The 21,135-nt window shown below is 71.7% G+C and carries 22 protein-coding genes; 5 read left to right on the plus strand and 17 right to left on the minus strand.

Annotated features, from left to right (window positions below; all coding sequences use genetic code 11):
- Nucleotides 1-90: 90 nt before the first annotated feature.
- From BLS95_RS44255 to BLS95_RS44285, 7 genes are all read right to left on the minus strand, one after another.
- Entirely contained in the window at nt 91-585 is a 495-nt protein-coding gene (locus BLS95_RS44255) for a beta-class carbonic anhydrase (RefSeq protein ID WP_090945610.1), read from the minus strand.
- A gap of 85 nt (nt 586-670) precedes the next feature.
- Complete coding sequence (locus BLS95_RS44260; RefSeq protein WP_090945611.1) at nt 671-2,032, minus strand: LLM class flavin-dependent oxidoreductase; 1,362 nt, start codon at nt 2,030-2,032, stop codon at nt 671-673.
- A complete protein-coding gene (locus BLS95_RS44265) occupies nt 2,029-3,201 on the minus strand; it encodes an SfnB family sulfur acquisition oxidoreductase (protein WP_090945612.1) in 1,173 nt (390 codons plus the stop codon). Before BLS95_RS44265 ends, BLS95_RS44260 begins: the two co-directional genes overlap by 4 nt.
- 1 nt (nt 3,202) lies before the next feature.
- Nucleotides 3,203-4,789 carry a dipeptide ABC transporter ATP-binding protein gene (locus BLS95_RS44270; RefSeq protein WP_342742824.1) on the minus strand — a complete coding sequence of 529 codons (1,587 nt, stop codon included), beginning with the start codon at nt 4,787-4,789 and terminating at the stop codon, nt 3,203-3,205.
- Entirely contained in the window at nt 4,783-5,595 is an 813-nt protein-coding gene (locus tag BLS95_RS44275; RefSeq protein WP_090945613.1) for an ABC transporter permease, read from the minus strand. The genes BLS95_RS44270 and BLS95_RS44275 overlap by 7 nt, the downstream gene beginning before the upstream one ends.
- Nucleotides 5,592-6,521 carry an ABC transporter permease gene (locus BLS95_RS44280; protein ID WP_090945614.1) on the minus strand — a complete coding sequence of 310 codons (930 nt, stop codon included), beginning with the start codon at nt 6,519-6,521 and terminating at the stop codon, nt 5,592-5,594. Before BLS95_RS44280 ends, BLS95_RS44275 begins: the two co-directional genes overlap by 4 nt.
- Nucleotides 6,518-8,137: an ABC transporter substrate-binding protein gene (locus tag BLS95_RS44285; RefSeq protein WP_090945615.1), complete on the minus strand. Its 1,620-nt coding sequence runs from the start codon at nt 8,135-8,137 to the stop codon at nt 6,518-6,520. Before BLS95_RS44285 ends, BLS95_RS44280 begins: the two co-directional genes overlap by 4 nt.
- 200 nt (nt 8,138-8,337) lie before the next feature.
- Here BLS95_RS44285 and BLS95_RS44290 point away from each other — a divergent pair, with 200 nt between their 5' ends.
- Nucleotides 8,338-9,492 carry an LLM class flavin-dependent oxidoreductase gene (locus tag BLS95_RS44290; RefSeq protein ID WP_090945616.1) on the plus strand — a complete coding sequence of 385 codons (1,155 nt, stop codon included), beginning with the start codon at nt 8,338-8,340 and terminating at the stop codon, nt 9,490-9,492.
- 141 nt (nt 9,493-9,633) lie between these two features.
- Here the strand turns inward: BLS95_RS44290 and BLS95_RS44295 are convergent, their stop codons facing one another.
- The 3 genes from BLS95_RS44295 to BLS95_RS44305 are packed head-to-tail and all read right to left on the minus strand — an operon-like array spanning nt 9,634 to nt 12,389.
- A complete protein-coding gene (locus BLS95_RS44295) occupies nt 9,634-10,953 on the minus strand; it encodes an NtaA/DmoA family FMN-dependent monooxygenase (protein WP_090945617.1) in 1,320 nt (439 codons plus the stop codon).
- Complete coding sequence (locus BLS95_RS44300) at nt 10,950-11,861, minus strand: glutathione S-transferase C-terminal domain-containing protein (protein WP_090945618.1); 912 nt, start codon at nt 11,859-11,861, stop codon at nt 10,950-10,952. The genes BLS95_RS44295 and BLS95_RS44300 overlap by 4 nt, the downstream gene beginning before the upstream one ends.
- A gap of 15 nt (nt 11,862-11,876) precedes the next feature.
- A complete protein-coding gene (locus tag BLS95_RS44305; protein WP_090945619.1) occupies nt 11,877-12,389 on the minus strand; it encodes a flavin reductase family protein in 513 nt (170 codons plus the stop codon).
- 482 nt (nt 12,390-12,871) lie between these two features.
- Here BLS95_RS44305 and BLS95_RS44310 point away from each other — a divergent pair, with 482 nt between their 5' ends.
- Nucleotides 12,872-13,822, plus strand: a complete 951-nt coding sequence (locus BLS95_RS44310) for a sulfotransferase family protein (RefSeq protein ID WP_090945620.1) — start codon at nt 12,872-12,874, stop codon at nt 13,820-13,822.
- Nucleotides 13,823-13,832: 10 nt separating this feature from the next.
- Here BLS95_RS44310 and BLS95_RS44315 read toward each other — a convergent pair whose 3' ends face one another.
- The 3 genes from BLS95_RS44315 to BLS95_RS44320 form a co-directional block, all read right to left on the minus strand.
- Nucleotides 13,833-14,729 carry a glycoside hydrolase family protein gene (locus tag BLS95_RS44315; RefSeq protein ID WP_090945676.1) on the minus strand — a complete coding sequence of 299 codons (897 nt, stop codon included), beginning with the start codon at nt 14,727-14,729 and terminating at the stop codon, nt 13,833-13,835.
- 294 nt (nt 14,730-15,023) lie between these two features.
- Entirely contained in the window at nt 15,024-15,194 is a 171-nt protein-coding gene (locus BLS95_RS56310) for a hypothetical protein (protein ID WP_176993714.1), read from the minus strand.
- A gap of 211 nt (nt 15,195-15,405) precedes the next feature.
- Nucleotides 15,406-16,044 (minus strand): LysE family translocator, encoded by a 639-nt coding sequence (locus tag BLS95_RS44320; RefSeq protein WP_143044142.1) that lies wholly within the window; start codon nt 16,042-16,044, stop codon nt 15,406-15,408.
- Nucleotides 16,045-16,107: 63 nt separating this feature from the next.
- Here BLS95_RS44320 and BLS95_RS44325 point away from each other — a divergent pair, with 63 nt between their 5' ends.
- Nucleotides 16,108-16,650: a CGNR zinc finger domain-containing protein gene (locus tag BLS95_RS44325; RefSeq protein WP_143044143.1), complete on the plus strand. Its 543-nt coding sequence runs from the start codon at nt 16,108-16,110 to the stop codon at nt 16,648-16,650.
- Nucleotides 16,651-16,700: 50 nt separating this feature from the next.
- Here BLS95_RS44325 and BLS95_RS44330 read toward each other — a convergent pair whose 3' ends face one another.
- Nucleotides 16,701-17,069: a hypothetical protein gene (locus BLS95_RS44330; protein ID WP_090945622.1), complete on the minus strand. Its 369-nt coding sequence runs from the start codon at nt 17,067-17,069 to the stop codon at nt 16,701-16,703.
- An 8-nt stretch (nt 17,070-17,077) separates the two neighbouring features.
- A complete protein-coding gene (locus tag BLS95_RS44335) occupies nt 17,078-17,788 on the minus strand; it encodes an SDR family oxidoreductase (RefSeq protein WP_090945623.1) in 711 nt (236 codons plus the stop codon).
- Nucleotides 17,789-17,891: 103 nt separating this feature from the next.
- On the opposite strand from BLS95_RS44335, the gene BLS95_RS44340 reads away from it, so the two are divergent.
- Nucleotides 17,892-18,728, plus strand: coding sequence for a helix-turn-helix domain-containing protein (locus tag BLS95_RS44340; RefSeq protein ID WP_090945624.1), 837 nt, complete (start codon nt 17,892-17,894; stop codon nt 18,726-18,728).
- 16 nt (nt 18,729-18,744) lie between these two features.
- On the opposite strand, the gene BLS95_RS44345 is transcribed toward BLS95_RS44340, so the two are convergent.
- On the minus strand, nt 18,745-19,587 hold the full coding sequence (locus BLS95_RS44345) for a helix-turn-helix domain-containing protein (RefSeq protein WP_218136279.1): 843 nt from the start codon (nt 19,585-19,587) through the stop codon (nt 18,745-18,747).
- Nucleotides 19,588-19,597: 10 nt separating this feature from the next.
- Between BLS95_RS44345 and BLS95_RS44350 the strand changes: the two genes are divergently transcribed.
- Nucleotides 19,598-19,999 carry a hypothetical protein gene (locus tag BLS95_RS44350; RefSeq protein WP_090945626.1) on the plus strand — a complete coding sequence of 134 codons (402 nt, stop codon included), beginning with the start codon at nt 19,598-19,600 and terminating at the stop codon, nt 19,997-19,999.
- Nucleotides 20,000-20,205: 206 nt separating this feature from the next.
- Here the strand turns inward: BLS95_RS44350 and BLS95_RS44355 are convergent, their stop codons facing one another.
- Nucleotides 20,206-21,087 carry an SDR family oxidoreductase gene (locus BLS95_RS44355; RefSeq protein ID WP_090945627.1) on the minus strand — a complete coding sequence of 294 codons (882 nt, stop codon included), beginning with the start codon at nt 21,085-21,087 and terminating at the stop codon, nt 20,206-20,208.
- Between the last annotated feature and the right edge of the window lie 48 nt (nt 21,088-21,135).

Consider the following 21,135-nt stretch of genomic DNA (forward strand, 5'->3'; position numbering starts at 1 on the left):
CCTCCCTTGATCCGATCAGCCATCTTACCCATTTAACCTACCAATTGAATAGGTATTGACAGCCGGCGCCGGGCGGTCCAGGGACGGGCGTTACGCCTTGACCTCCCGCAGGCGGCCGGTTTCGACTTCGTAGATGAACCCGCGGACGGCGTCGCGGTGGGGGATGAACGGATCGGCCTTGATGCGGGCCACCGACTGCACAACGTCCTCCTCCAGGTCGGCGAACGCCTCGGCGGACCAGTCCGGCTTGATGCCGGTCTCCGCGCGGATGCCCTCCTTGAAGGCGTCGTCGGTGAAGGTGAGCATGCCGCAGTCGGTGTGGTGGATGAGAATGATCTCCCGGGTGCCCAGCAGTCTCTGGCTGATGGCCAGGCTGCGCCGCTCGTCGGCGGTGACGACGCCGCCGGCGTTGCGGATGACGTGGGCGTCGCCCTCGCGGAGCCCCAGCAGGCCGTAGACGTTGAGCCGGGCGTCCATGCAGGCGAGGACGGCCACGCCCTTGGCGGGCGGCAGCGGCAGGTGGCCCTGGTCGAAGGAGGCGGCGTAGCGCTCGGCGTTGACCAGCAGTTCGTCGGTGACACTCATCGGATCTCCTCGGTCACGGGGTGGTCACTCCACGATTACCCATAATCCCTACACAATCAATAGGGTATCTAGGGTCCCGCCGTCGTCACCCCTTCCGGTACGCGGCCCCGGGGTGAGTGGGCGGGAGGCGGTGGATGCCGGGGCCGAGCAGCCGCTCGCGCAGGGTCGAGTCGGCGTACCGTGTGCGGTAGCGGCCCCGGCGCTGCAGTTCGGGCACCACCAGCTCGACGAAGTCCTCCACCGTCCCCGGGGACAGGTACTGCATGAGATTGAAGCCGCTGGCGCCGGTCTCGTCCGTCCAGCGCTCGATCTCGTCGGCCACCCGCTCCGGCGTGCCGGCCGCGAAGAGCGCGCCCCCGCCGATCCTGCCGACCGACGCCAGCACGTCGCGTACTCGCAACCCGCGCCCGACCAGCGGGCGCACGGCCCGCTCGGTGAAGTCGCCGCCGCGGGCCACGATGTCGTCGATCAGCTCCTCCGGATCGTAGGCCGCCAGGTCGATGCCGCTCCCCCGCTGCGCCAGGAACCCCTCCGGCCTGATGTGCCGCTGCAGGTCGGCCACCTTGGCCTCGGCCTCCGCCTGGGTCCTGCCCACGATGACCGACGCCCCCGGGAATACCTTCACGTGGTCCGGATCGCGGCCCTGCGCGGCCGCGCGCCGCCGCAGGTCGGCGATCTCGTCGCGGAGCGCCTCCAGGGAGGGCGCGCCGGTGAAGACGGCCTCGGCGTGCCGGGCGGCGAAGTCCTTGCCGCGCTCGGAGTTCCCGGCCTGGTAGATGACCGGGGTACGTTGCGGCGACGGCTCCGACAGGTGCGGCCCGGCCACCCTGAAGTGCTTGCCGTCGTGGTCGATGGCGTGCACCTTGGCCGGGTCGGCGTAGACGGCGCGTTCCCGGTCGCGCACCACGGCGTCGTCCTCCCAGCTGCCCTCCCACAACTTGTAGAGGACCTCCAGGTACTCCTCGGCGATCTCGTACCGCAGGTCGTGCTCGATCTCGTCGTCCAGCCCGAAGTTGCGGGCGGCGCTGCGCAGATAGGAGGTGACGACGTTCCACGCCACCCGGCCCTTGGTGAGGTGGTCGAGGGTGGACATGCGGCGGGCGTGCGCGAACGGCGGCTCGTACGTGGTGGAGAACGTCACCGCGAACCCCAGATGCCGCGTCACCGCCGCCATCGCCGGCACCACCAGCAGCGGGTCGTTGGCCGGGATCTGCACGGCCTCCCGGATCGCGGTCTCCGGCCCGCCGCGGTAGCGGTCGTAGGCGCCGACCACGTCGGCCAGGAAGACGGCGTCGAACAGGCCGCGTTCGAGGAGTCGGGCCAGGTCGGTCCAGTAGTCGAGGTCGGTGTAGCGGTGGCGGTTGTTGGCGGGGTGGGTCCACAGGCCGTGCTGGATGTGGCCCACGCAGTTCATCTCGAACAGGTTGAAGTGGATGAGGCGGCTCATCGGGGATGGCTCCTGGGGGCGATGCCGTTGAGGTGGTAGTCGCCGACGTCGTGCACCTTGGCGCGGCGGGGATCGTGGACGGTGTGCGTGCGGGCGTTGCGCCAGTGGCGGTCGAGGTTGAGCGAGCGCAGGGCGGCGCTGGCCCCGGCGAGCTCGTACCATTCGCTCGTCACCCGGAGCGCCGCCCGGTCGGCCTGGGCGCGGGCGGCGGCCATCGCGACGGCGGCCTCGTCGATCAGCTCCTCGGTGGGGGTGGCGCGGGCCCGGTCGATGGCGTCGCCCGCGCTCTCCAGCAGCGCCCTGGCGGCCCGGGTGAGCACGGCCAGCTCGCCGAAGCGCTGGACGACCACGGGGTCCTCGACCACCCGGGCGGCCTCGTTGCCCGGCCACCCGCCCTTGGTGTAACCGCGCAGGAAGGCGGCGGCCTCGGCGAGCGCCCCTTCGGCGATGCCGGTGTCGATGGCGGCGTGGATGAGCAGGCCGAAGCTGCGGAACGTGCCGAGCCCGTCCCGCCGGCCCGGCATCACCCGGTCGGCGGGCACGTACACGTCCTCCAGCAGCACCGTCCCGCTGGCCGTCGTGCGCTGGCCGATGCCGTCCCAGTCGTCCACGACCGTCAGGCCGGGCGCGTCGCGCGGCACGAACGCGGTGTGGTGCAGGTCGTCGGCGTCCAGCGCGATCACCGGAATCCAGTGGGCGAACAGCGCCCCGGTCGAATAGATCTTGTGTCCCGAGATGAGGAAGCCCCCGTCGTGCGGCCGGAGCCGGGCGCGCTCGCGGGCGCCGCCGGGGCCGCGGGCGTCCACGGCGGCGTTGCCGAGCCGGCGGCCGCGGAGCACCTCGGCGTAGAAGAACGCCTGCTGCTCGGGGGTGCCGTGCTCCCTTATGGAGTCGACGTACCAGAAGTGGTTCTGCGGGATCTGCCCGATACTGCCGTCGGCCGCGGACAGCTCCCTGATGACGGCGCCGAGCGTCGCCGTGCGCACGCCCGCGCCGCCGTGCCCGGCCGGCACGGTGATGCCGAGCAGACCGCTCTCCGACAGCGCCTCGATCTCGGCCACCGGCAGGATCCGCTCGGCATCGCGCCGCGCCGCCCCGCGGGCGAAGTCGCGGGCCAGCTCGCGCGCCACCTCGACGGCCTCGTCGTCGCTCTTGATCACATGTGCCATGTCACACCGCCGTCAGTCGAGGGATGGCCGCGACGAGCTCCCGGGTGTACGGGTGCGCGGGCGTGCGGAAGACCTCCTCGACGGGGCCCTCCTCCACCACCCGGCCGTCCTTCATCACCAGGACCCGGTCGCAGGCGTGGTGGACCACGCCGAGGTCGTGCGAGATGAACAGGTAGGCCACTCCCGTCTCCCGCTGCACGTCCTCCAGCAGGTCGAGCACCTGCGCCTGGACGGACACGTCGAGTGCGGACACCGGCTCGTCGCACACGATCACGGCAGGCTCGGGGGCCAGCGCGCGGGCGATGGCGACGCGCTGCCGCTGCCCGCCGGAGAGCTGGAGGGGCCGCCGGGAAAGGTGCTCGGGGCTGAGCCCGACGAGTTCGAGCAGTTCGACGGAGCGCTCGCGGCGGCTCCGGCGCGGCACGCCCGCCACCGACAGGGCCTCGGCCAGCACCTTCGCGACCGTGTAACGCGGGTCGAAGGCGGCCAGGGTGTCCTGGTAGACGGTCTGGATGTCCCGGCGCAGGCGGCGTCGGGCGGCCCGGTCGAGCCCCGCCCAGCTCTGCCCGTGCACCTCGACGCTGCCGGTGTCCGGGGCGGACAGGCCGAGCGCGATCCTGGCCGTGGTGGTCTTGCCGGACCCCGACTCGCCGACGATCCCGACCGTCTCGGCCGCCCGCAGCGTGAACGACACGTCCTGTACGGCGATCCGCCCGCCGAACGACTTGCCGATGCCCTGCGCGCGTACCACCACCTCACCCGGAGGACGGCGGGGCGGGGCGGGCGCCGTGGCGGACAGCCGGGTGCCCTTGGTGTGCTCGGCCGGGATCGCGCGCAGCAGTTGCTTCGTGTAGTCGTGCTCCGGCGCGCCGAGCACCCGCCCGGTGGGCCCCTGCTCGACAATGACGCCGTCCTTCATGACCGCCACCCGATCGGCCAGCCTGGCCACCACGGCCAGGTCGTGGCTGATCACCAGCAGGGACCTGTCCCGGCTCTTGAGCTCGGCCAGCAGGTCGAGCACCTGTGCCTGGACGGTGACGTCCAGCGCGGTGGTGGGCTCGTCGGCGATGACCAGCTCGGGGTCGGCCGCGATGGCGGCGGCGATCAGCGCCCGCTGCCTGAGCCCGCCGGACAGCTCGTGCGGGAGTTGCCCGGCACGCAGCTCCGGCTCGGGCACGCCGACCGAGGCGAGCAGTTCGGCCACGCGGGCCCGCCGGGCGGCGCCGGTCAGGCCGGTGTGCGTGGCGAGGACCTCGGCGATCTCCTTGCCGACCGGGCGCAGCGGATCGAGGGACACCAGGGCGTCCTGGAGCACGAACCCGATCCGGCCGCCGCGCACCTTCCGCCAGCCGCGCTCGCGCAGCGCGGTCAGGTCCTGTCCGTCGAAGGCCAGCTCGCCGGCGGCGATCCGGGCGCCGCCGCCGGTGAGACCCACGAGGGTGCGGGCGGTGACGCTCTTGCCCGAGCCCGACTCGCCGACCAGCGCCAGGCACTCGCCACGCGCGATCTCGAACGAGATCCCGCGCACGACCTCGGCCGCGCCGAACGCGACCCGCAGGTTCTCCACCGTGACCATCGGCTTCACCACGAGGTCCTCCCCTCTGATCGCAATCTGAGCGCCCGGCCGACGACGGTCACGCTGATCACCGTGAGCGTGATCGCCGCGCCCGGGAACACGCCGTACCACCAGGCGCGCGAGATGAAGTTGCGGGCGGTCGACAACATCGAGCCCCATTCGGGCTCGGGCGGCGGCGTGCCGAGCCCGAGGAAGCTCAGCGCCGAGCCCGCCACCAGGGCCGTGCCGACGCCGATCGTGGCGAGCACCAGCACCGGTTTGACGGCGTTCGGCAGGACGTGCCGCAGTATCACCCGCCGTCCCGGCAGGCCGAGCGCGTGCGCCGCCTCCACGTAGCTCGACCTGCGGACGGCCAGCGTCTGGGCGCGGACGAGACGGGCGTAGCCGGGGATGTTGGCCACGCCGATCGCGAGCACCGCGTTGGCCGTCCCGCCGCCCGCCACGGTGATGACGACCAGGGCCAGCAGCAGCTCGGGGAAGGCCAGACCGATGTCCGACAGGCGCATGATGACGTTCTCGACGACGCGGTTGCCGAGCCCGGCGGCGAGGCCGAGCAGGCCGCCGAACACCAGGGCGATGGCGATCGCGCCGAAGCCCAGCAGCAGCGACGTACGGGTGCCGTACACGATCCTGGCCAGCACGTCCCTGCCGTTCTCGTCGGTGCCGAGCGGGTGGGCCGCGCTGGGCGGCCGCAGCGTCTGGGCGCTGTCCACGGCCAGCGGATCCTGGGCGGACAGGAGATGGGGGGCGACGGCGGCCAGTACGAGCACCGCCAGCACGGCCACCGCGAGCCAGAGGCCGGGTCCCGGGCGTTTCACGCGGCCTCCTTCAGCCGGGGGTCGACGACGCGGTAGAGCAGGTCCACGACGAGGTTGACCAGCACGTACACGAGGGCCGACAGCAGCACGACGCCGAGCACGACGGGCAGGTCCTTGGCGTTGACGGCGGCGACCAGCAGACGGCCGATGCCCTGCCGGGTGAACAGCGTCTCGGTGATGACCGCGCCGCCGAGCAGCGCGCCCACCCAGTAGCCGCTCATGGTGACCAGCGGCAGCAGGGCGTGCCTGAGCGCGTGCCGCACCCGTACGGTCGTGTCGGCCAGCCCGCGGCTGCGGGCGCTGACGATGAACGGCTCGTCCAGCACCTCCTCCAGCGCCTCGCGCAGCACGTGGCCGAGCACGCCCGCGATCGGCAGGGCCAGCGCCAACGCGGGCAGCACCAGCGAGGCGAGCCCGTGGCTGCCGGTCGCGGGCAGCAGCCGCAGCCCGAAGGAGAACACGGTCAGCAGCACGATCCCCAGCCAGAACGCCGGGGTCGAGGCCACCAGCAGCTCCGCGCCCGCGGCCAGGCCGCGGATCCAGCGGCGGCGCCCGGCCGTGGCCAGCGCGACGGCCACGGCCAGCACCAGCCCGGTGACGGCGGCGGCCAGCGCCAGCTCCATCGTGGCCCACGCCTGCTCGCCGATGGCCTGGGTGACCGGCGTGTGCAGGCGGTAGGAGGTGCCGAAGTCGCCGCGTACGATCCGCCACAGGTGGCCGGCGTACTGCTCGTACCAGGGCCGGTCCAGGCCGTACTCGGCGGTGATCTGGGCCAGGACCTCGGGGGTGGGGGCGGCGCCCTCGCCGCCGACGACGGCCTCGGCGGGGTCGCCGGGCGTGAAGTGCAGCACGAGGAACGTCAGCGTGGCCGCGCCCCACAGCACACCGGCCCCCGCCAGCAGCCGCCACGCGATGAACCTGATCATTGCTCCAGCCACGTGTCGTAGAAGTACGGCGAGGGGTAGGCCGGGGTGAAGGTCAGGTCGCGCACCTTCTTCTGGTAGGCCACCGGCCGAGGGTCGTCGTAGAACGGGATGGCGGGGGCGAGTTCGAGCAGCCTGGCCTGCGCCTGGTTGTAGAGCTTGGCCGGGTTCTCCCCCTGCCGGGCTCGTTCCAGCAGGTCGTCCAGCTGGGCGTCGCGCAGGCGGGCGACGTTCTGGCCGCGGCGCTTGTCGGTGGTGATGTTCTCGGAGGAATACTGGATCCACAGCACGTCGGCCGTGTTGGTGGCCCACAGGCCGGAGCTCATGTCGTAGTCGCCCTTGTTCGAGCGGTCGGTGAGCTCCTGCTCGGGCGGCGTCTGGAGCTGGATGTCCAGGCCGATCTTCCGGGCCGCGGCCTGGGTCTGGACGGCGATCTGCATGCGCTGGGCGGGGAAGTTCGCGGCGATCGGGAAGTACGCGACCAGCCGCTTACCGTCCTTGGTCCGGATGCCGTCCTTGTCGCGGCCGGTCCAGCCCGCCTCGTCGAGCAGCCCGCCGGCCTTGGCCGGGTCGTAGGCGATGCTGCCTTCGAGCGCGGCGGCGTAGCCGGGGGTGGAGGAGGTGACGAAACCCTGGGCGACGTCGTACTGGCCGAACGAGACGCCCTTGATGATGGACTCGCGGTCCACGGCGGCCAGCAGCGCCTGGCGCACCTTGACGTCGTCGAACGGCGGGCGCGAGGTGTTCAGCCAGAACGACATCGGGTGGCCCGGCCTGATCGCGCTGAGGAAGCCCAGCTCCGGGTTGGCCTTGACGTCCTCCACGTTCTGCGGCGGGGTGAAGTCGATGGCGTCCACCTCGCCGGAGGCCAGCGCGTTGTAGCGGGTGGCGTCCTCGGCGAGGAAGCGGATCTCCAGCTTGTCGAGGTAGGCGGGGCCGGTGTGCTTGGCGCCCTTCGGGCCCCAGTTGTAGTCGGGGTTGCGGTGGTAGGTGATGCTCTGCCCCTTGGTCCACTTGTCGAAGATGAACGGGCCCGAGCCGATCGGGTGCTCGCAGATGGTCTGCGGCGCCTCCTTGATCTGCTTCGGGGAGATCATCCCGAGGTAGCCCTGGGAGAGGATGTCCAGGAACGGCTTGTACGGCGACGACAGCCGCACTTCGAGCGTGTACTCGTCGACGACCTTGCTGTCCTCGTAGGGCGCGATGTACGCGGCGGCCAGCGGTGACTTGGTCGCCGGGTCCTTCATGTGCTCGAAGTTGAGCTTCAGTGCCTCGGCGTTCCAGACCGCTCCATCATGAAATTTCACTCCATGGCGGAGCTTGAACGTATATGTCAGACCGTCGTCGGAAACGTTCCAGCTGTCGGCGAGCCAGGGCTCGATCGTCCCGTCGGCGTCGAACCACACCAGCGAATCGGCCACCGGCACGGTCGCCACGGGACCGTCGGAGCTGGCGTTGCCGTGCGGGTCGAGGCAGGGCGGCTCCTGCCCGTTCTCGCCCAGCACCAGCGTGCCTCCGGCCTTGGGGGCGCCGCCGCCCGGTGAGGACGCGCCGGTCGAGCCGCAGCCGGCCAGCAGGGTCGCGGCGGTGAGGAGGAGGGCCAGGGTCTTCTTGGTCATGGCGTGCCCATCCGGGGGTCGTGGAATCACAGAAACACGTCCTCGCAAACCAGATATTGCCTACCTGCATTGCAGGGATTACGGTAAACCATAACGTAACACGCAGAACGGACGAAACCTATGACCGATGTGATCGCGGACGACGCCGAGGCGCCGGCCCGCGAGCCACGCCACGGCCTGCTCTGAAGGGAAGCTCACCCATGACCTTGACCTTCCACTGGTTTCTGCCCACCTACGGTGACAGCCGCGATGTCGTGGGCGGCGGCCACGGGCTGCCCCCGGGCTCGGCGGGCGGCGCCCGGCCGGCCACGCTGCCGTACCTGCGGCAGATCGTGCACGCGGCCGAGCAGCTCGGTTTCGTCGGCGCGCTCACGCCCACCGGCGCGTGGTGCGAGGACGCCTGGCTGACGACCGCGATGCTGGCGGACACGACGGAGCGGCTGAAGTTCCTGGTGGCGTTCCGGCCCGGGCTGGTCTCCCCCACGCTGGCGGCGCAGATGGCGGCCACGTACCAGCGGCATTCGCGCGGGCGGCTGCTGCTCAACGTGGTGACCGGCGGGGAGAGCCACGAGCAGCGGGCGTACGGGGACTTCCTGGACAAGGACCAGCGCTACGCCCGTACCGACGAGTTCCTGCACATCGTGCGCGCGCTGTGGCGCGGGGAGACGGTTTCCTTCACCGGGGAGCACCTCCAGGTGGAGGACGCGCGGCTCAACCGGGTGCCGGACCCGGTGCCGGACGTCTACTTCGGCGGCTCCTCACCGGCGGCCGGGCGGGTGGCTGCGCGGCACGTGGACGCGTACCTGACCTGGGGCGAGCCGCCCGCCGCGGTCGCCGAGAAGCTCGCCTGGGTGAACGGCCTGGCCGCCGCGGAGGGGCGCACCCTCCGGCAGGGGATCCGGCTGCACGTCATCTCCAGGGACACCGCCGAGCAGGCGTGGGCCCAGGCCCGCAGGCTGCTGGACGGGATCGACCCGGACACGGTGGCCAAGGTGCAGGCAGGGCTGGCCCGCAGCGAGTCGGAGGGCCAGAAACGCATGCTCGCCCTGCACGGCGGGCGCCGCGACGACCTGGAGATCTATCCCAACCTCTGGGCCGGCGTGGGGCTGGTGCGCGGCGGGGCCGGCACGGCGCTGGTGGGCAGCCACGCCGAGGTGGCCGACCGCATCGAGGAGTATCACGGGCTCGGGATCACGGAGTTCATCCTGTCCGGGCATCCGCACGTGGAGGAGGCGTACTGGTTCGGCGAGGGGGTGCTGCCCATCCTGCGCGAGCGCGGCCTGTGGCGGCACCCCGCGGAGCCCGCCGACTCGGGGCCGGCGGGAATCCCGTTCGCCACGTCGGGAGCCCGCTGACCGGCCGCTCCAGGTCGTACGGCGGCGCGCCGGGACGCGACCCCTCGATCCCGGCCCGCCGCCTCTCCGGCAGCACCGCGACCCGGGCCAGGCTGCCGGGTGCCGGCCCTCGCCGTCCGGCGCCACGGCGAGGGTGCGAGGTCATGTGAGCTCCAGATGCTCCCGCAGCGTGGAGCCGGTGTAGTCGGTACGGAAGACGCCGCGCTCGCGCAGCAACGGCACCACCCGGTCCACGAACTCGTCCAGCCCACCGGGCGTCAGGTGCGGCACCAGGATGAACCCGTCAGCGGCCTCCGCCTGCACGTGCTCGTCGATGAGCCGGGCCACGGTCGCCGGGGTGCCGATGAACGTCTGCCGACCGGTCACCTCGATGACCAGCTCGCGGATCGTCAGCCCCTTCTCCTCGGCCAGCGCCCGCCACTTGGCCGCCACCGCCGCCCGATCCTTGATCGGCACCCGGCCCTGGGAGACACCTTCGGACAGGTCAGGCTCGATCTCCGGCAACGGACCTTCCGGATCGTAGGCCGACATGTCACGACCCCACACCTGCTCCAGGAACGCGATCGCGGTCTGCGGCCCGACCTGCTGGCGGCGGATGACGGCGGCGTTCTCGGCGGCCTCCGCCTCGGTGTCGCCCAGCGCGAACGTCACCCCAGGCATGATCTTGAGCTGGTGCGGCTCGCGGCCGTACCTGGCCAGGCGGCGCTTGACGTCGGCGTAGAACCGCCGGCCCTCCTCCAGCCGGCCGTGCGGCGTGAAGATCACATCAGCGTTGGCGGCGGCGAACTCGCGCCCCTCCTCGGAGTCGCCGGCCTGGATGATCACCGGGTGGCCCTGCGGGCTGCGCGGCACCGTGAACCGGCCCTCGATCGAGAAGTGCCTGCCGTGGTGCTCGACCGTGCCGATGCCGCCTTCCCTGACGAATGTGCCGGTGACAGGATCGGCGGCGATCGCGTCCGGCCGCCAGGAGTCCCACAACTCGCGGGACAGGCGGACGAACTCCTCCGCCCGCTCGTACCGGTCGGCCCGGTCGAGGAAGCCGCCCCGGCGGAAGTTCTCGCCGGTGAAGGCGTCGGAGGTGGTCACCACGTTCCACCCGGCCCGGCCCTGGCTCAGGTGGTCGAGCGTGGCCAGGCGCCGGGCCAGCTCGTACGGCTCGTTGAAGGTCGCGTTCACGGTGCCGGCGAGCCCGATCCGGTCCATCACCGCCGCCAGGGCGCTCAGCACGGTGAGCGACTCCGGCCGGCCCACCACGTCGAGATCGTGGATGCGGCCCTTGAGCTCTCGCAACCGTAGCCCCTCGGCCAGGAAGAAGAAGTCGAACGTGCCACGCTCGGCCGTCCTGGCCAGGTGGACGAACGAGGCGAAGTCGATCTGGCTGCCGGAGCGGGGGTCGGCCCAGACGGTGGTGTTGTTCACGCCGGGGAAGTGAGCCGCCAGGTGGACCCGCCTGCGCGTCATCGGCCCCGCCCGGCCGGTGCGTCCCAGGTGGTGGGCAGGCCCTGGGTCGTCTCCCGGAAGGCCGGGTCCTGGTAGAGGTCGCGGGCGTACGGCCACAGGTACTCGAAGTCGGTCAGCTCCCGCTCGCTGATCAGGTGGCCGCGGTTGTACTCGGTGTCGAACCGGGCCAGCGTCACCCACAGGCGCACGTCCGCCTCGGTGATCGTGTCACCAGTCAGGAAACGCTGCTCGGCCAGGCGCTCGTCCAGGCGTTCCAGGGTGGCGACGACCTGGTGGCGCGTCCGCTCGCGGTCGTCCTCGGTGGTGGCGCGGGCCACGCGGAGGACGCCGGTGTTGACGTCGTGGTAGATCCACGCGTTCAGCTTGTTGATCTCCGGGCGCAGCGCGTCCGGGTAGAGGTCGACGGAGGCGCCGGCCCACTGGTCGAACTGCTTGGCCAGGTCGAGCGTGATGTCGGGGAAGTTGTTGCTGACGATCGTGCCGGTCTGCCTGTCCCACAGCACGGGGACGGAGATGTGGCCGCCGTACCCCTTCTCGGTGGCGTCGTAGGCCTGCTCCAGGAGGGTGAAGCCGTTGACCGGGTCGGGGCCCCGGCGCTCCCTGAACGCCCAGCCCCGGCCGTCGCGCTCGTCGTCCACGTAGGACAGCGAGACCACGTCCTCCAGCCCCTTGAGCTTGCGGACGATCGTGGCGCGGTGGGCAAAGGGGCAGACCCAGGCGGCGTAGAGGTGGTAGCGGCCGGGCTCGGCGCGGAAGCCGCTGGAGCCGTCGGCCGTGATCCGGGCCTGGAACGGGTAGATGGGGCGGTTCCAGCCCGGTGACAGGTGCAGGCGGCCCGTCCCGTAGTGGCCGTACGCGGTGTGGTCGACGGGGCTCGCGTAAGCCCTGGTCTGTGTGGGTGTGGGCATGAGGCGCTTCCTGATTCAGGAGTCGGGATGGGCCAGGAACCTGCCGAAGCGGCCCTGGTGATAGAGGAGCGGCCGGCCGGGGTGGCGTACGTGAGCCTCGGCAACCAGGCCGACGACCAGGAGGTGGTCGCCGACCTCGGCGCGCTCGTACGGCAGGCACACCAGGTGCGCGGAGACGTCGTGCAGCAGCGGGGCGCCCAGCGGTCCCGGCCGCCAGCCGGTGGGTGGCGCGAACCGGTCGATGCCCTTGCGGGCGAAGCGGGCCGCCAGCTCCGCCTGGTCGCTGGTCAGGATGTTGACCGCGAAGTGGTCGGCGGCGCCGAGTCGCGGCCAGGTGGTGGAGGAACGGTCCACGTAGAAGGAGACCAGGGGCGGTTCGAGGCTGACCGAGGAGAACGACGTGGCGGTCAGCCCGACGGGGACACCGTCGCTCTGCGCGGTGATCACCACGACCCCGCTGGCGTGTACGGCGAGCGCCTGCCGGAAGGAGTCGGCGCCGACGGCTCGGTCGGGAAGCGTGTCGGTCACGCGGTCACTCCCGTCCTGTCGGGGTGGCCGGAGGTCACTGATGGCACGAACACGAGAAGGTTCCTCACGAGAGAAGGGCACGTTCACGCGGCGCCCCGGCGGCTTTCCGGGTCGCGAAGCGGGGGTGGGGGGCGTGGACGGCGTCGGCCACGCCCGGGAACGTGAAGGGAAGGCGGGCGGTGGAGGCCCGCGGCCGCTAGTCCGTGATCAACGACATTGAGCGCTGGCGACGTGGCCGAAGTCCACGTGGGAGCGCCTGGTCAGCAGAAGATCCTGCCTCATATGTCCGACGCTAGGCCCGGATTCCCGATAAGTCAATATTTCCTACTGGCTTTACCGGGAAATGGCCTCAGGCCGCGATGCGCTCCCTCGTCGCCGTGACCCTTACCGGCCGGCGGGCGGATCTTGCCCGAACACATACCTTGAGCTTCCCACACTTCTGGTAGGAAAATACGGTATAACCTCTGCCCAGGAGGAATGACGTGTCCCTGCCAGATTTCCTGATCGCGGGCGCGCCCAAAGCGGGGACCACGGCCCTGCATGCCGCGCTGCAGCAGCACCCGGACCTGTTCCTGTCCAGGATCAAAGAACCGAAGTTCTTCCTCACCGACGGCCCGCCGCCCGACCGCGGCGGCCCCGGCGACGCGAGGACCTTCCGGGAGCACGTCTGGCGCCGCGCGGACTACGAGGCGCTGTTCGCCGAGGCGCCCGACGGCGCGCTCACCGGCGAGTCGACCCCCTTCTACCTCTACGACCTGGCCGCCCAGCGACGCATCCATACTGCCATCCCGCACGCCAGGCTCATCGTGACACTCCGGGACCCGGTCGAACGGGCGCATTCCAACTGGACCCACCTGTGGTCGGCCGGGCTGGAGCCGATCGGCGACCTGGTCCGCGCGTGCGAGGCCGAGCAGGAGCGCATCGCCGCCGGATGGGCGCACTTCTGGCACTACACGGCACTGGGCCGGTACGGCGAGCAGCTCACCCACCTGTTCGGCCTGTTCCCCCGCGAGCAGGTGCTGATCTTCCGCTACCGGGACCTCGTGGACCGGCCCGCCGCGACGCTGGACCGGATCTGCGCCTTCCTCGGCGTACGCCAAGGGCTGCTCACCGAGCTGCCCCGGGAGAACGTGACCGCGCACCCGGACGCGAGCACCCGGCACGTCCTGCTGTCCTCCCTGCGCCGGCGTCTCCCGTCAGCCCTGGCCGGGCCGGTCGAAACGCTGCTCCAGCGCCGCGGAGCCGCCCGCCGCCCGCTGTCCTGGGAGCAGCGGCAGCGGCTCGTCCCGTACTTCGCCGACGACATCCGGCTGCTCCAGCGCGTCACCGGGGAGGACTACAGTGACTGGCTGCAGCCCAGGGAGCGCTCCGGCGGTCTCGTCGGCACCCGGCCGCAGGGGCAGCGGCAGGCACGCAACGGCCGCCGAACCTGATCGGCCCGCGTCAGCGCAGCTCCGTGCGCAACTCGTGGGCGCCGTCCGCGCGGGTGTACTCGTAGTACAGCCGGACCCCGCCGCCTGGCAGGTCCACGATCTCCAGATAACGCAGGCCCCCGCCGCCATGCGGCGACAGCGCCGCGGGCTTGTCGCCCACCGGGGTCAGCACGTCCGGCTCCGGGCCGACGGCGATGCCGGTGCGCTCCTCGTAGTTCTCCGCCGCGCTGGCCCGGCCGTCGTAGAACGCCACCACCCGGTCACCATCGAAACGCACCGCGCTGACCCGGACGCCGCGCTCGTCCCACAGTCCCGGCCGGCCGCTCAGCGCCGTGCCCTGCCAGGTCCACTCCAGGCCGTCGGTGCTGGTGGCGTAGTCGGTGACCATCTGGTCGGCCTCGTCGGGATCGGCGAGCGGATGGCAGGAGGCCCACAGATGCCACACGCCGTCCCGCCGTACGATCACCGTGTCCTTCACCCCGGTCTTCGGATCGCCGGGCAGGACGGTGACGCGCGAGCGCGAATCGAACGCGGCGGGATCGCCGGCTTCCAGGACCTCCACCCGCCAGTGCTTGGTGCCCTCGGTGGCGCAGCTCAGGTAGAGCCGCCAGCGCCCGTCCGGCAGGCGCACCAGCGAGGGCCGCTCCAGCGACTCGCAGTCCATCTCCTCGCGTGTCACGGTGGTCAGCGTCTCGAAGCGCTCGCCGTCCGCGGAGCGGGCGACCACGACCGCGTAACCGCGGCCCTGACCGATCGGGCGGCGCAGCCGGTAGGCGAGATAGATCAGCCCGTCCGCCGCGACCGCGCTGGGCGCACCCGCCCAGTATCCCTCCGCCGCGGCCGGCGGGGCGATCGCGACCACGGCGCGATCGTCGTCAGGGAGGAAGGCGTTCTCATCGATCGACATGGGCGCGAGCTTAGGCGACGGCACGGAGCTGGGCACTGATGCTTGCCTTTCCTTGGTGCTGAGGTTCCTTCAGGGGTTCGTGCTGCGGTCAGGGGGTTCGGTCGTGAAACGGTTGGGGCGGCTCGCCGGTGCGCGCCGTTCTCGTGCGCCGGCGAGCCGCCCCCGGTGCCGGCGGGGCCCTCCCTCGGAGGAGCCGTCACGCCTTGGCGGCATCCGCGGGCGCCCTCCGCACCTGGGGAGCCATCGCGGCGTTCCAGTCCTCCAGCACCGCCGGCAGGGTCACCACGCCGCCGCTCACGACGACCACCATCGCCACCTGGGCCGTCGCGGCGCGGAGGCGGGCTCGTCCAACTCCGGGTCGAGGTCGTCGTCGGGGAGGTCGTACCAGTGCGTGTCGCCGGGAAGTGAGGTCGGCGACACGCCGGAGAAGTCCGTGCGGACGGCAGTGTCGCGGTCCTCGGTCATGCGGGTACTGTACGGTCCTCCATCTCCAGAAGTCAATTTTCCCTACTGGCTTTACATAGATTTGGCGGTTCGGAGGTCACCGGCCTCGGTGAGCTCGAAGTCGCCGAAGCCCGCCCGGGCGGGCGGATGACCAGCGATCCGAGGAAACTCGTCCCCTTTGCCTCCGCCGAGCGGCCCTGCCGGGGAGGACCGAAGGAGGTTGGGCGATGGATCAGCGGACGGTGTTGACCAGCAGGGCGGCTGCCAGGGCCCCGTAGACGGTCGCCGCGAACCGTTCCAGGAGCCGCCGGACCCCGGTGCGATGCAGCACCCGGTCGCGGACCGCGCCTGCGGCGTACCCGATCGCGAGATCCGCGAGAAGGCCCAGGACCTGCAGGATCAGGCCCAGCATGAGGAGTTGCAGGACGGGGTTCCCGTTGGCGTCGCCGAGGAACTGCGGCAGGAACGCCGTGAAGAAGAGCACGATCTTCGGGTTGAAGATGTTCACCACGAACCCGCGCCGGAACACGTCCGCGGACTTGACGATGGACGCCTCCAGCGGCAACCCGCTGGACCTCCAGGTCACCCACGCGAGATACGCGAGATACGCGGCACCGGCGAGCTGAATCGTGGCGGCGACACCCGGCGCGGCGGCGAGGAACGCGCCGAGGCCGAGGGCCGTGAGGACAACGTAGACACTGACTCCCGCGGTGATGCCCAGGGCGGCCCGAGTCGCGCCTCCCCGGCCGTGCTTCAACCCCGCCGCGACCATGAAGGCCATGTCGGGGCCCGGCGCCAGCAAGAGAACGAGGACGGCGGCGATGAAAGCGGGCAGGACGCTGAGGTCCACCCATGCGTAACCTGTAGACACGGCTCATTAGGTTACACATCTGATGTAACCAGAACAACAGCATCACGGGGTTACACTGTGCTCGTGCTTACCGTTCCCGCGCTTGACATGAGCCGCATGGTCGAGTTCGTCAACGAGTACGCCGACCGCCCGCGCGCGACCGCGGGCGAGCAGGAGCTCCCGTACCCCGATGCGGCCAAGGTCCTGGGGTGGCCCGCCGAGCCGCCCTTGCCCGCGGCCGCCGACCTCGTCGCGGCGGCGAACGCGGCCTTCCGGGTGTTCTCCGCGGCCCGCGACGGCCGGGCCTACGAGGAACTGAACACCCTCCTGCGATCCGTCCGTCCCTTGCCCGTCGCGACCGAATCGGGCCTGCGCTGGACGGTGGACACGCAGGCCGAGGTGCTCCCCGCGGCCCTGGGCACGTGCCTGCTGGAGTGGCTCATGCACCATGGCCGGCCCCGCCTCGGGACCTGTCACGCCTCCAAGTGCGCCGACGTGTACGTCGACACCTCTCCGGCCGGTCAAAGGCGGTTCTGCTCATCGACCTGCCTCAACCGTCACAAGGTCGCCGCATACCGTCGGCGCTCGTCCCAGGACCGGACCGGTGAGCCGGAGACCACCACGTGACGATGCGGGGGCTTCCGGGCGGCGTGATCACCCTGCGCGGGCCGCGTTCGTCACATCCAGCGGCGGATCGCGTCGATCGTCGTCTCCGGAGAGGTGTTGAAACAGAACCGGATGCCGGGCGCCGCCTCTGCCAGTACGTTGACCAGCCGCTCGAACAGCACGGTGTGCTCCGGCAGCGTCCGCACCCCCGCCCCGATCATGGCCAGGCCGAAGGGCCCTTCCGGCAGCCGATCGCGTACGGCCCTCTCCGCGGCGTCAGGATCGGTCCCGATCAGGCACGACACCGTGTCCAGCCCCGCTGCGCGCAGCGCCGCCTGGCCCTGCTCGATACGGGCGGCCAGCGTCGCCTCGTCGAGGTGAGGGTGATCGGAGAAGTCGATGGCGCTCGGGTGCAGGCCGATCGTCAGGATCTTGGTCATGTGAGCTCCTACCAGGGGACGGGGCCGTTGGCGTCGAAGAAGCCGCCCGATGGCCCTTCCCGGTCCAACGTAGCCAGCCGGACGACCGACTCGGCGGCCTCCTCGACGGTGTGCATGCCCGTGTGGTGGTTCATGTCGGTGGCCGGGTTGCCGGGATCGGCGGCGTTGACCTTGAAACCGGGCAACGCGCGGGCGTACTGGGAGACGATCATGTTGAGCGCGGTCTTGGACGAGGCGTAGTCCAGGGCCAGGAAGCCCGACTCCGGGCGCGCGGGGTCGGAGGCGCGGCTCAGGGAGGCGAGACCGCTGGAGACCATGACGATGCGGGGATGGTCCGACTCGCGCAGGAGTGGCAGGAAAGCGTGCGTGACCCGTACCGGGCCGAACACGTTGACCTCGTACAGGACCCGTAGCAGGTCCGCGCCCATGTCGGCGGGATGGGACGGCGGCCCGCCGACTCCGGCGTTGTTGACCAGCACGTCCAGCCGGCCCGCCCGATCGCCGACCGTCCGGGCCGCGGCGGCCACGGAGTCGTCCGAGGTCACGTCGAGCTGTACGAACTCGACGCCGAGATCGTCCGCGGCCCGTGTGCCGCGTTCCCGGTCACGGGCGGTCAGGAACACCCGCCACCCTCGCTTCGCCAGGCAGCGAACCGTCTCCCTGCCCAGTCCCTTGTTCGCTCCGGTGACCAGCGCCACCGTGTTCGCGTCTGTCGTCATGAGCGAGATCGTCCGCCAACGCACCCAGCCCCCACCAGGACCGTCTTGGCCTGGGACTGGCCGTACCACCCGGCGTACGTGACCGGTGCGGCATCATCGAAGGGTGAATCGCGCCGAACTCGCCGCCGTGCTCCGCCAGGCCCGCGCCCGCCTGCGACCGCAGGACGTCGGCCTGCCGTCAGGCACCCGCCGCCAGGTGCCCGGACTGCGCCGCGAGGAGGTGGCCATGCTCGCGGGTCTGAGCGTCGATTACGTCGTGCGGCTGGAGCAGGGGCGCGGCGCGCGGCCGTCCGCCCAGGTCATCACGGCGCTGGCGCAGGCCCTACGGCTCGATGACGACGACCGTGACCTGCTGTTCCGCCTGGCCGGTCACGAGCCGCCGCAGCCTGGACGGATGGGAATGGCCGTACGCCCGAGCGTGCTGCGGCTGCTGGACCGCATGGCGGACCTACCGGTGCTGGTGCTGTCGGCCAAGGGCGACGTACTGGCCTGGAATCCCCTGGCCGCCGCGCTTCAGGGTGACATGTCGGCCTGGCCGCGGCACCGGCGCAACCTCATCTGGCAACGTTTCCTGGGGAGCAGTCGCTGCCAGGTCGCCGCGGACCCGGGTGAGGACGAGGCCGCCGCCCGCGCCGCGGTCGGCACCCTGCGCGCCGCCCAGGCCCGCTACCCGCGCGACTCCGACCTCGCGCGGATGATCAGTGAGCTGCGCCGTGGCAGTCCCCGGTTCGAGGAACTCTGGCGACAGGGACGTTCCGCGGCCTGGCGCACGGCGACCAAGAGCATCCGCCATCCCCAGATCGGCACGATCACGCTCGACTGCGATACCCTCCTGCTCCCCGACACCGACCAGACCGTGCTGGTGTACTCGGCCGCACCGGGCAGCCCCGAGGCCACGGCGCTCGACGTGCTCAGGGTGACCGGGCTGCAGCGGCTGTGAGCGCCCCCGGCCGGCATCACGTGACGGCGCCAGGTGGCTGGTCCAGGCAGCGGATCGTCAGGTCCCGCGCGAGCAGGATGCTGGGCGGAAGACCGAACATCGCGTGGAACGCGGTGCTCAGGTGGGACGGGCTGGCGAAGCCCCCGTCGGCCGCCGCCCGGGTGAGGTTGTGACCGGCCGCCACCGCCCGCGCGGCCCGGTGCATCCGCGTCCACAGGCGGAAGCGGCGGTACGACGTGCCCGTGCCGTCCCTGAACAGCCGCAGAAAGCGTGACTCCGACAATCCCAGCTCGGCGGCCAGCGCGGCGGCCGGCAGCGGCTCGCCGGCGTCCATGAGCCGGCCGGTGGCGGCCGTGATCCGCGGATCGGCGGACGACGTCGTGACGTGGCCGGTGGCCTTGGCGATCCAGGCGGTGACCTGCGGGACGGGCGTGTGCTCCGACAACCCGGCCGCCAAGGCGAGGAGGTCACCCTCGTGCCGGTGTCCGGCCAGGACGGCCTCCCCGCCGGCGGCGAAGCAGGTGCGGCACCCCCGGTCGTCCGCCGAACCGGGATCGAGGTAGAGGAACGCCATGCGGTCGCCGTACGCCGTGAGCTGGTGGCGTACCCGGGGAGGAACGAGCGCGATGCGCGCCCGCAACTCGCCGCCGGGCATCGCCTGGACGGCGAAGGCCGCGTCCACGCCCACGGCCAGGCACGCGACCGCGCCGGAGTGCGGTCCCAGGCGCAGGGACGGCCCGGCGTACAGAGCACGGCCCGGCCACAACCACACTGTGGCCCCCGCGGCGGCGCGACGGGTTCGTGGAAGCGCCGGCAACACGGCCTCCTCCAGGCTGATGGGAAATCCGTGAACGTTCAAGGAGGATACGGTGCGCTCCGCCGCCCGCATCACGGGGACACTGCTGTTCGTCGCCGTGGGACTGCTCAACCTCGCGCCCGGACTCATCGCGCTGGCACCGTCCCAACTCGCCACCGCCTACGGAGTCGTGCACACCGACGTGACCGGCGAGCTGCTGCTGCGGCATCGCGCGGTCATGCTGGCGCTGCTCGGCCTCGCGCTCCTGGCGGCGGCCGCCGTGCCGGACTGGCGCAGGCCGGTGCTGGTCGTCGCCGTGATCGGCAAGGTGTCCTTCATCGTCCTGGTGGCGACGACCGTGGGCGCGCAGCCGAAACTGACCTCGGTAGCGCTGGCCGATGTAGCGGCACTGGCCGCACTGGCGACGGCCGCCACCCTCACCCGCGCCCGCCCTCACCCTGTTCATACAAGTTGACGACCTTCAGCCAGCGCACCCGCCCCGCCTCGAGTACGCGCCATCGCCACCGACGGTTCCACCGCCACCGCCCGCAGTCTGGGGGCGTCCCGGACGGCCTTGGCTGCGATGCCGTCGTGCCGCAGGAGGAGGCCCTCCACCCGGTCCAGCACCTCACCGACGGGCTCGGCCGTGCCCGCGGAACCGTACGGACCCGGCCGCGGCGGTCACGGCGTCGGGCGCGGGAGGAAGTCCTGGGCGTGGTCGCGGGCCCATTCCGCGAACGTCCGGGCCGGCCGGCCGGTGACCTGCTCGGAGGTGGGCATCGGCCCGAAGGACGCCGGGTCGGGCGCGACGGCCTCGGAGGGGTCGGGCTCCGCCCCCGAGTAGTCCTCGAACCCGGTGAGGAAGTCGGCGTTCGCCGCCGCGAAGCCGCCCTGGGCCAGGTAGCGCTCCCGCGCCTCCGCAGCGCTGACGACCTCCAGGCCGATGTCCCGTCCGATGGCGCCGGCGATGGCCCGCACCTGGGCCCGCCGGGTGACGAACTCCGGCCCGTTGAGCGTGTACGCGGCCCCGTGGTGGCCGTCCTCCAGCAGGGCGAGGGTGGCGACGTCGGCGACGTCCCGCTCGTGCACCGGGCACCAGGCCGCGTCGGGGAACGGCTCGCGCACGACGCGCTCGGCCCGGATCGACGGCCCCCACAACCACAGCTTGTTCAGCATGAACTCGCCGGGCCGTACGTGCGTCCATTCCAGACCGGAGTCCTCCACCGCCCGCTCGACCGGCAGATGGAAGTCCGTGTCGTAGCCGGCGGTGACCGCCCCGGACGACAGCACGACGATGCGGCGTATCCCTGCCTCCCGTGCCAGTGCGACGACCGCCGGCGCGGTGGCCGCCACCGGGAACAGGTACATCCGCTCCATACCGGCCATCGCCGCCCGCAGGCTCGCCGGTCGCTCCAGATCGCCGCCCACCACCTCGACGCCCGCCGGCAGCGACGCCGATCCCGGCCTTCTGGTCAGGGCGCGTACGTCGGCTCCCGCTTTCACGAGTCGCTCCGTCACGAGCCGGCCGACGTTTCCGGTCGCTCCGGTCATCAGAATCCGCATTCACCTACCTATAGCCGCAGGTCTTTTCCCCGGCAAACGCGAACAGCG

Origin of the sequence: Nonomuraea jiangxiensis, assembly GCF_900099965.1 — a bacterium.
Taxonomy (GTDB): Bacteria; Actinomycetota; Actinomycetes; order Streptosporangiales; family Streptosporangiaceae; genus Nonomuraea; species Nonomuraea jiangxiensis.

Coding starts and splice junctions, on each gene's coding strand:
- BLS95_RS44255 (WP_090945610.1), bottom strand. CDS start 585: ATGAGTGTCACCGACGAACTGCTGGTCAACGCCGAGCGCTACGCCGCC.
- BLS95_RS44260 (WP_090945611.1), bottom strand. CDS start 2,032: ATGAGCCGCCTCATCCACTTCAACCTGTTCGAGATGAACTGCGTGGGC.
- BLS95_RS44265 (WP_090945612.1), bottom strand. CDS start 3,201: ATGGCACATGTGATCAAGAGCGACGACGAGGCCGTCGAGGTGGCGCGC.
- BLS95_RS44280 (WP_090945614.1), bottom strand. CDS start 6,521: ATGATCAGGTTCATCGCGTGGCGGCTGCTGGCGGGGGCCGGTGTGCTG.
- BLS95_RS44285 (WP_090945615.1), bottom strand. CDS start 8,137: ATGACCAAGAAGACCCTGGCCCTCCTCCTCACCGCCGCGACCCTGCTG.
- BLS95_RS44290 (WP_090945616.1), top strand. CDS start 8,338: ATGACCTTGACCTTCCACTGGTTTCTGCCCACCTACGGTGACAGCCGC.
- BLS95_RS44295 (WP_090945617.1), bottom strand. CDS start 10,953: ATGACGCGCAGGCGGGTCCACCTGGCGGCTCACTTCCCCGGCGTGAAC.
- BLS95_RS44300 (WP_090945618.1), bottom strand. CDS start 11,861: ATGCCCACACCCACACAGACCAGGGCTTACGCGAGCCCCGTCGACCAC.
- BLS95_RS44315 (WP_090945676.1), bottom strand. CDS start 14,729: ATGTCGATCGATGAGAACGCCTTCCTCCCTGACGACGATCGCGCCGTG.
- BLS95_RS56310 (WP_176993714.1), bottom strand. CDS start 15,194: ATGACCGAGGACCGCGACACTGCCGTCCGCACGGACTTCTCCGGCGTG.
- BLS95_RS44330 (WP_090945622.1), bottom strand. CDS start 17,069: ATGACCAAGATCCTGACGATCGGCCTGCACCCGAGCGCCATCGACTTC.
- BLS95_RS44335 (WP_090945623.1), bottom strand. CDS start 17,788: ATGACGACAGACGCGAACACGGTGGCGCTGGTCACCGGAGCGAACAAG.
- BLS95_RS44355 (WP_090945627.1), bottom strand. CDS start 21,087: ATGCGGATTCTGATGACCGGAGCGACCGGAAACGTCGGCCGGCTCGTG.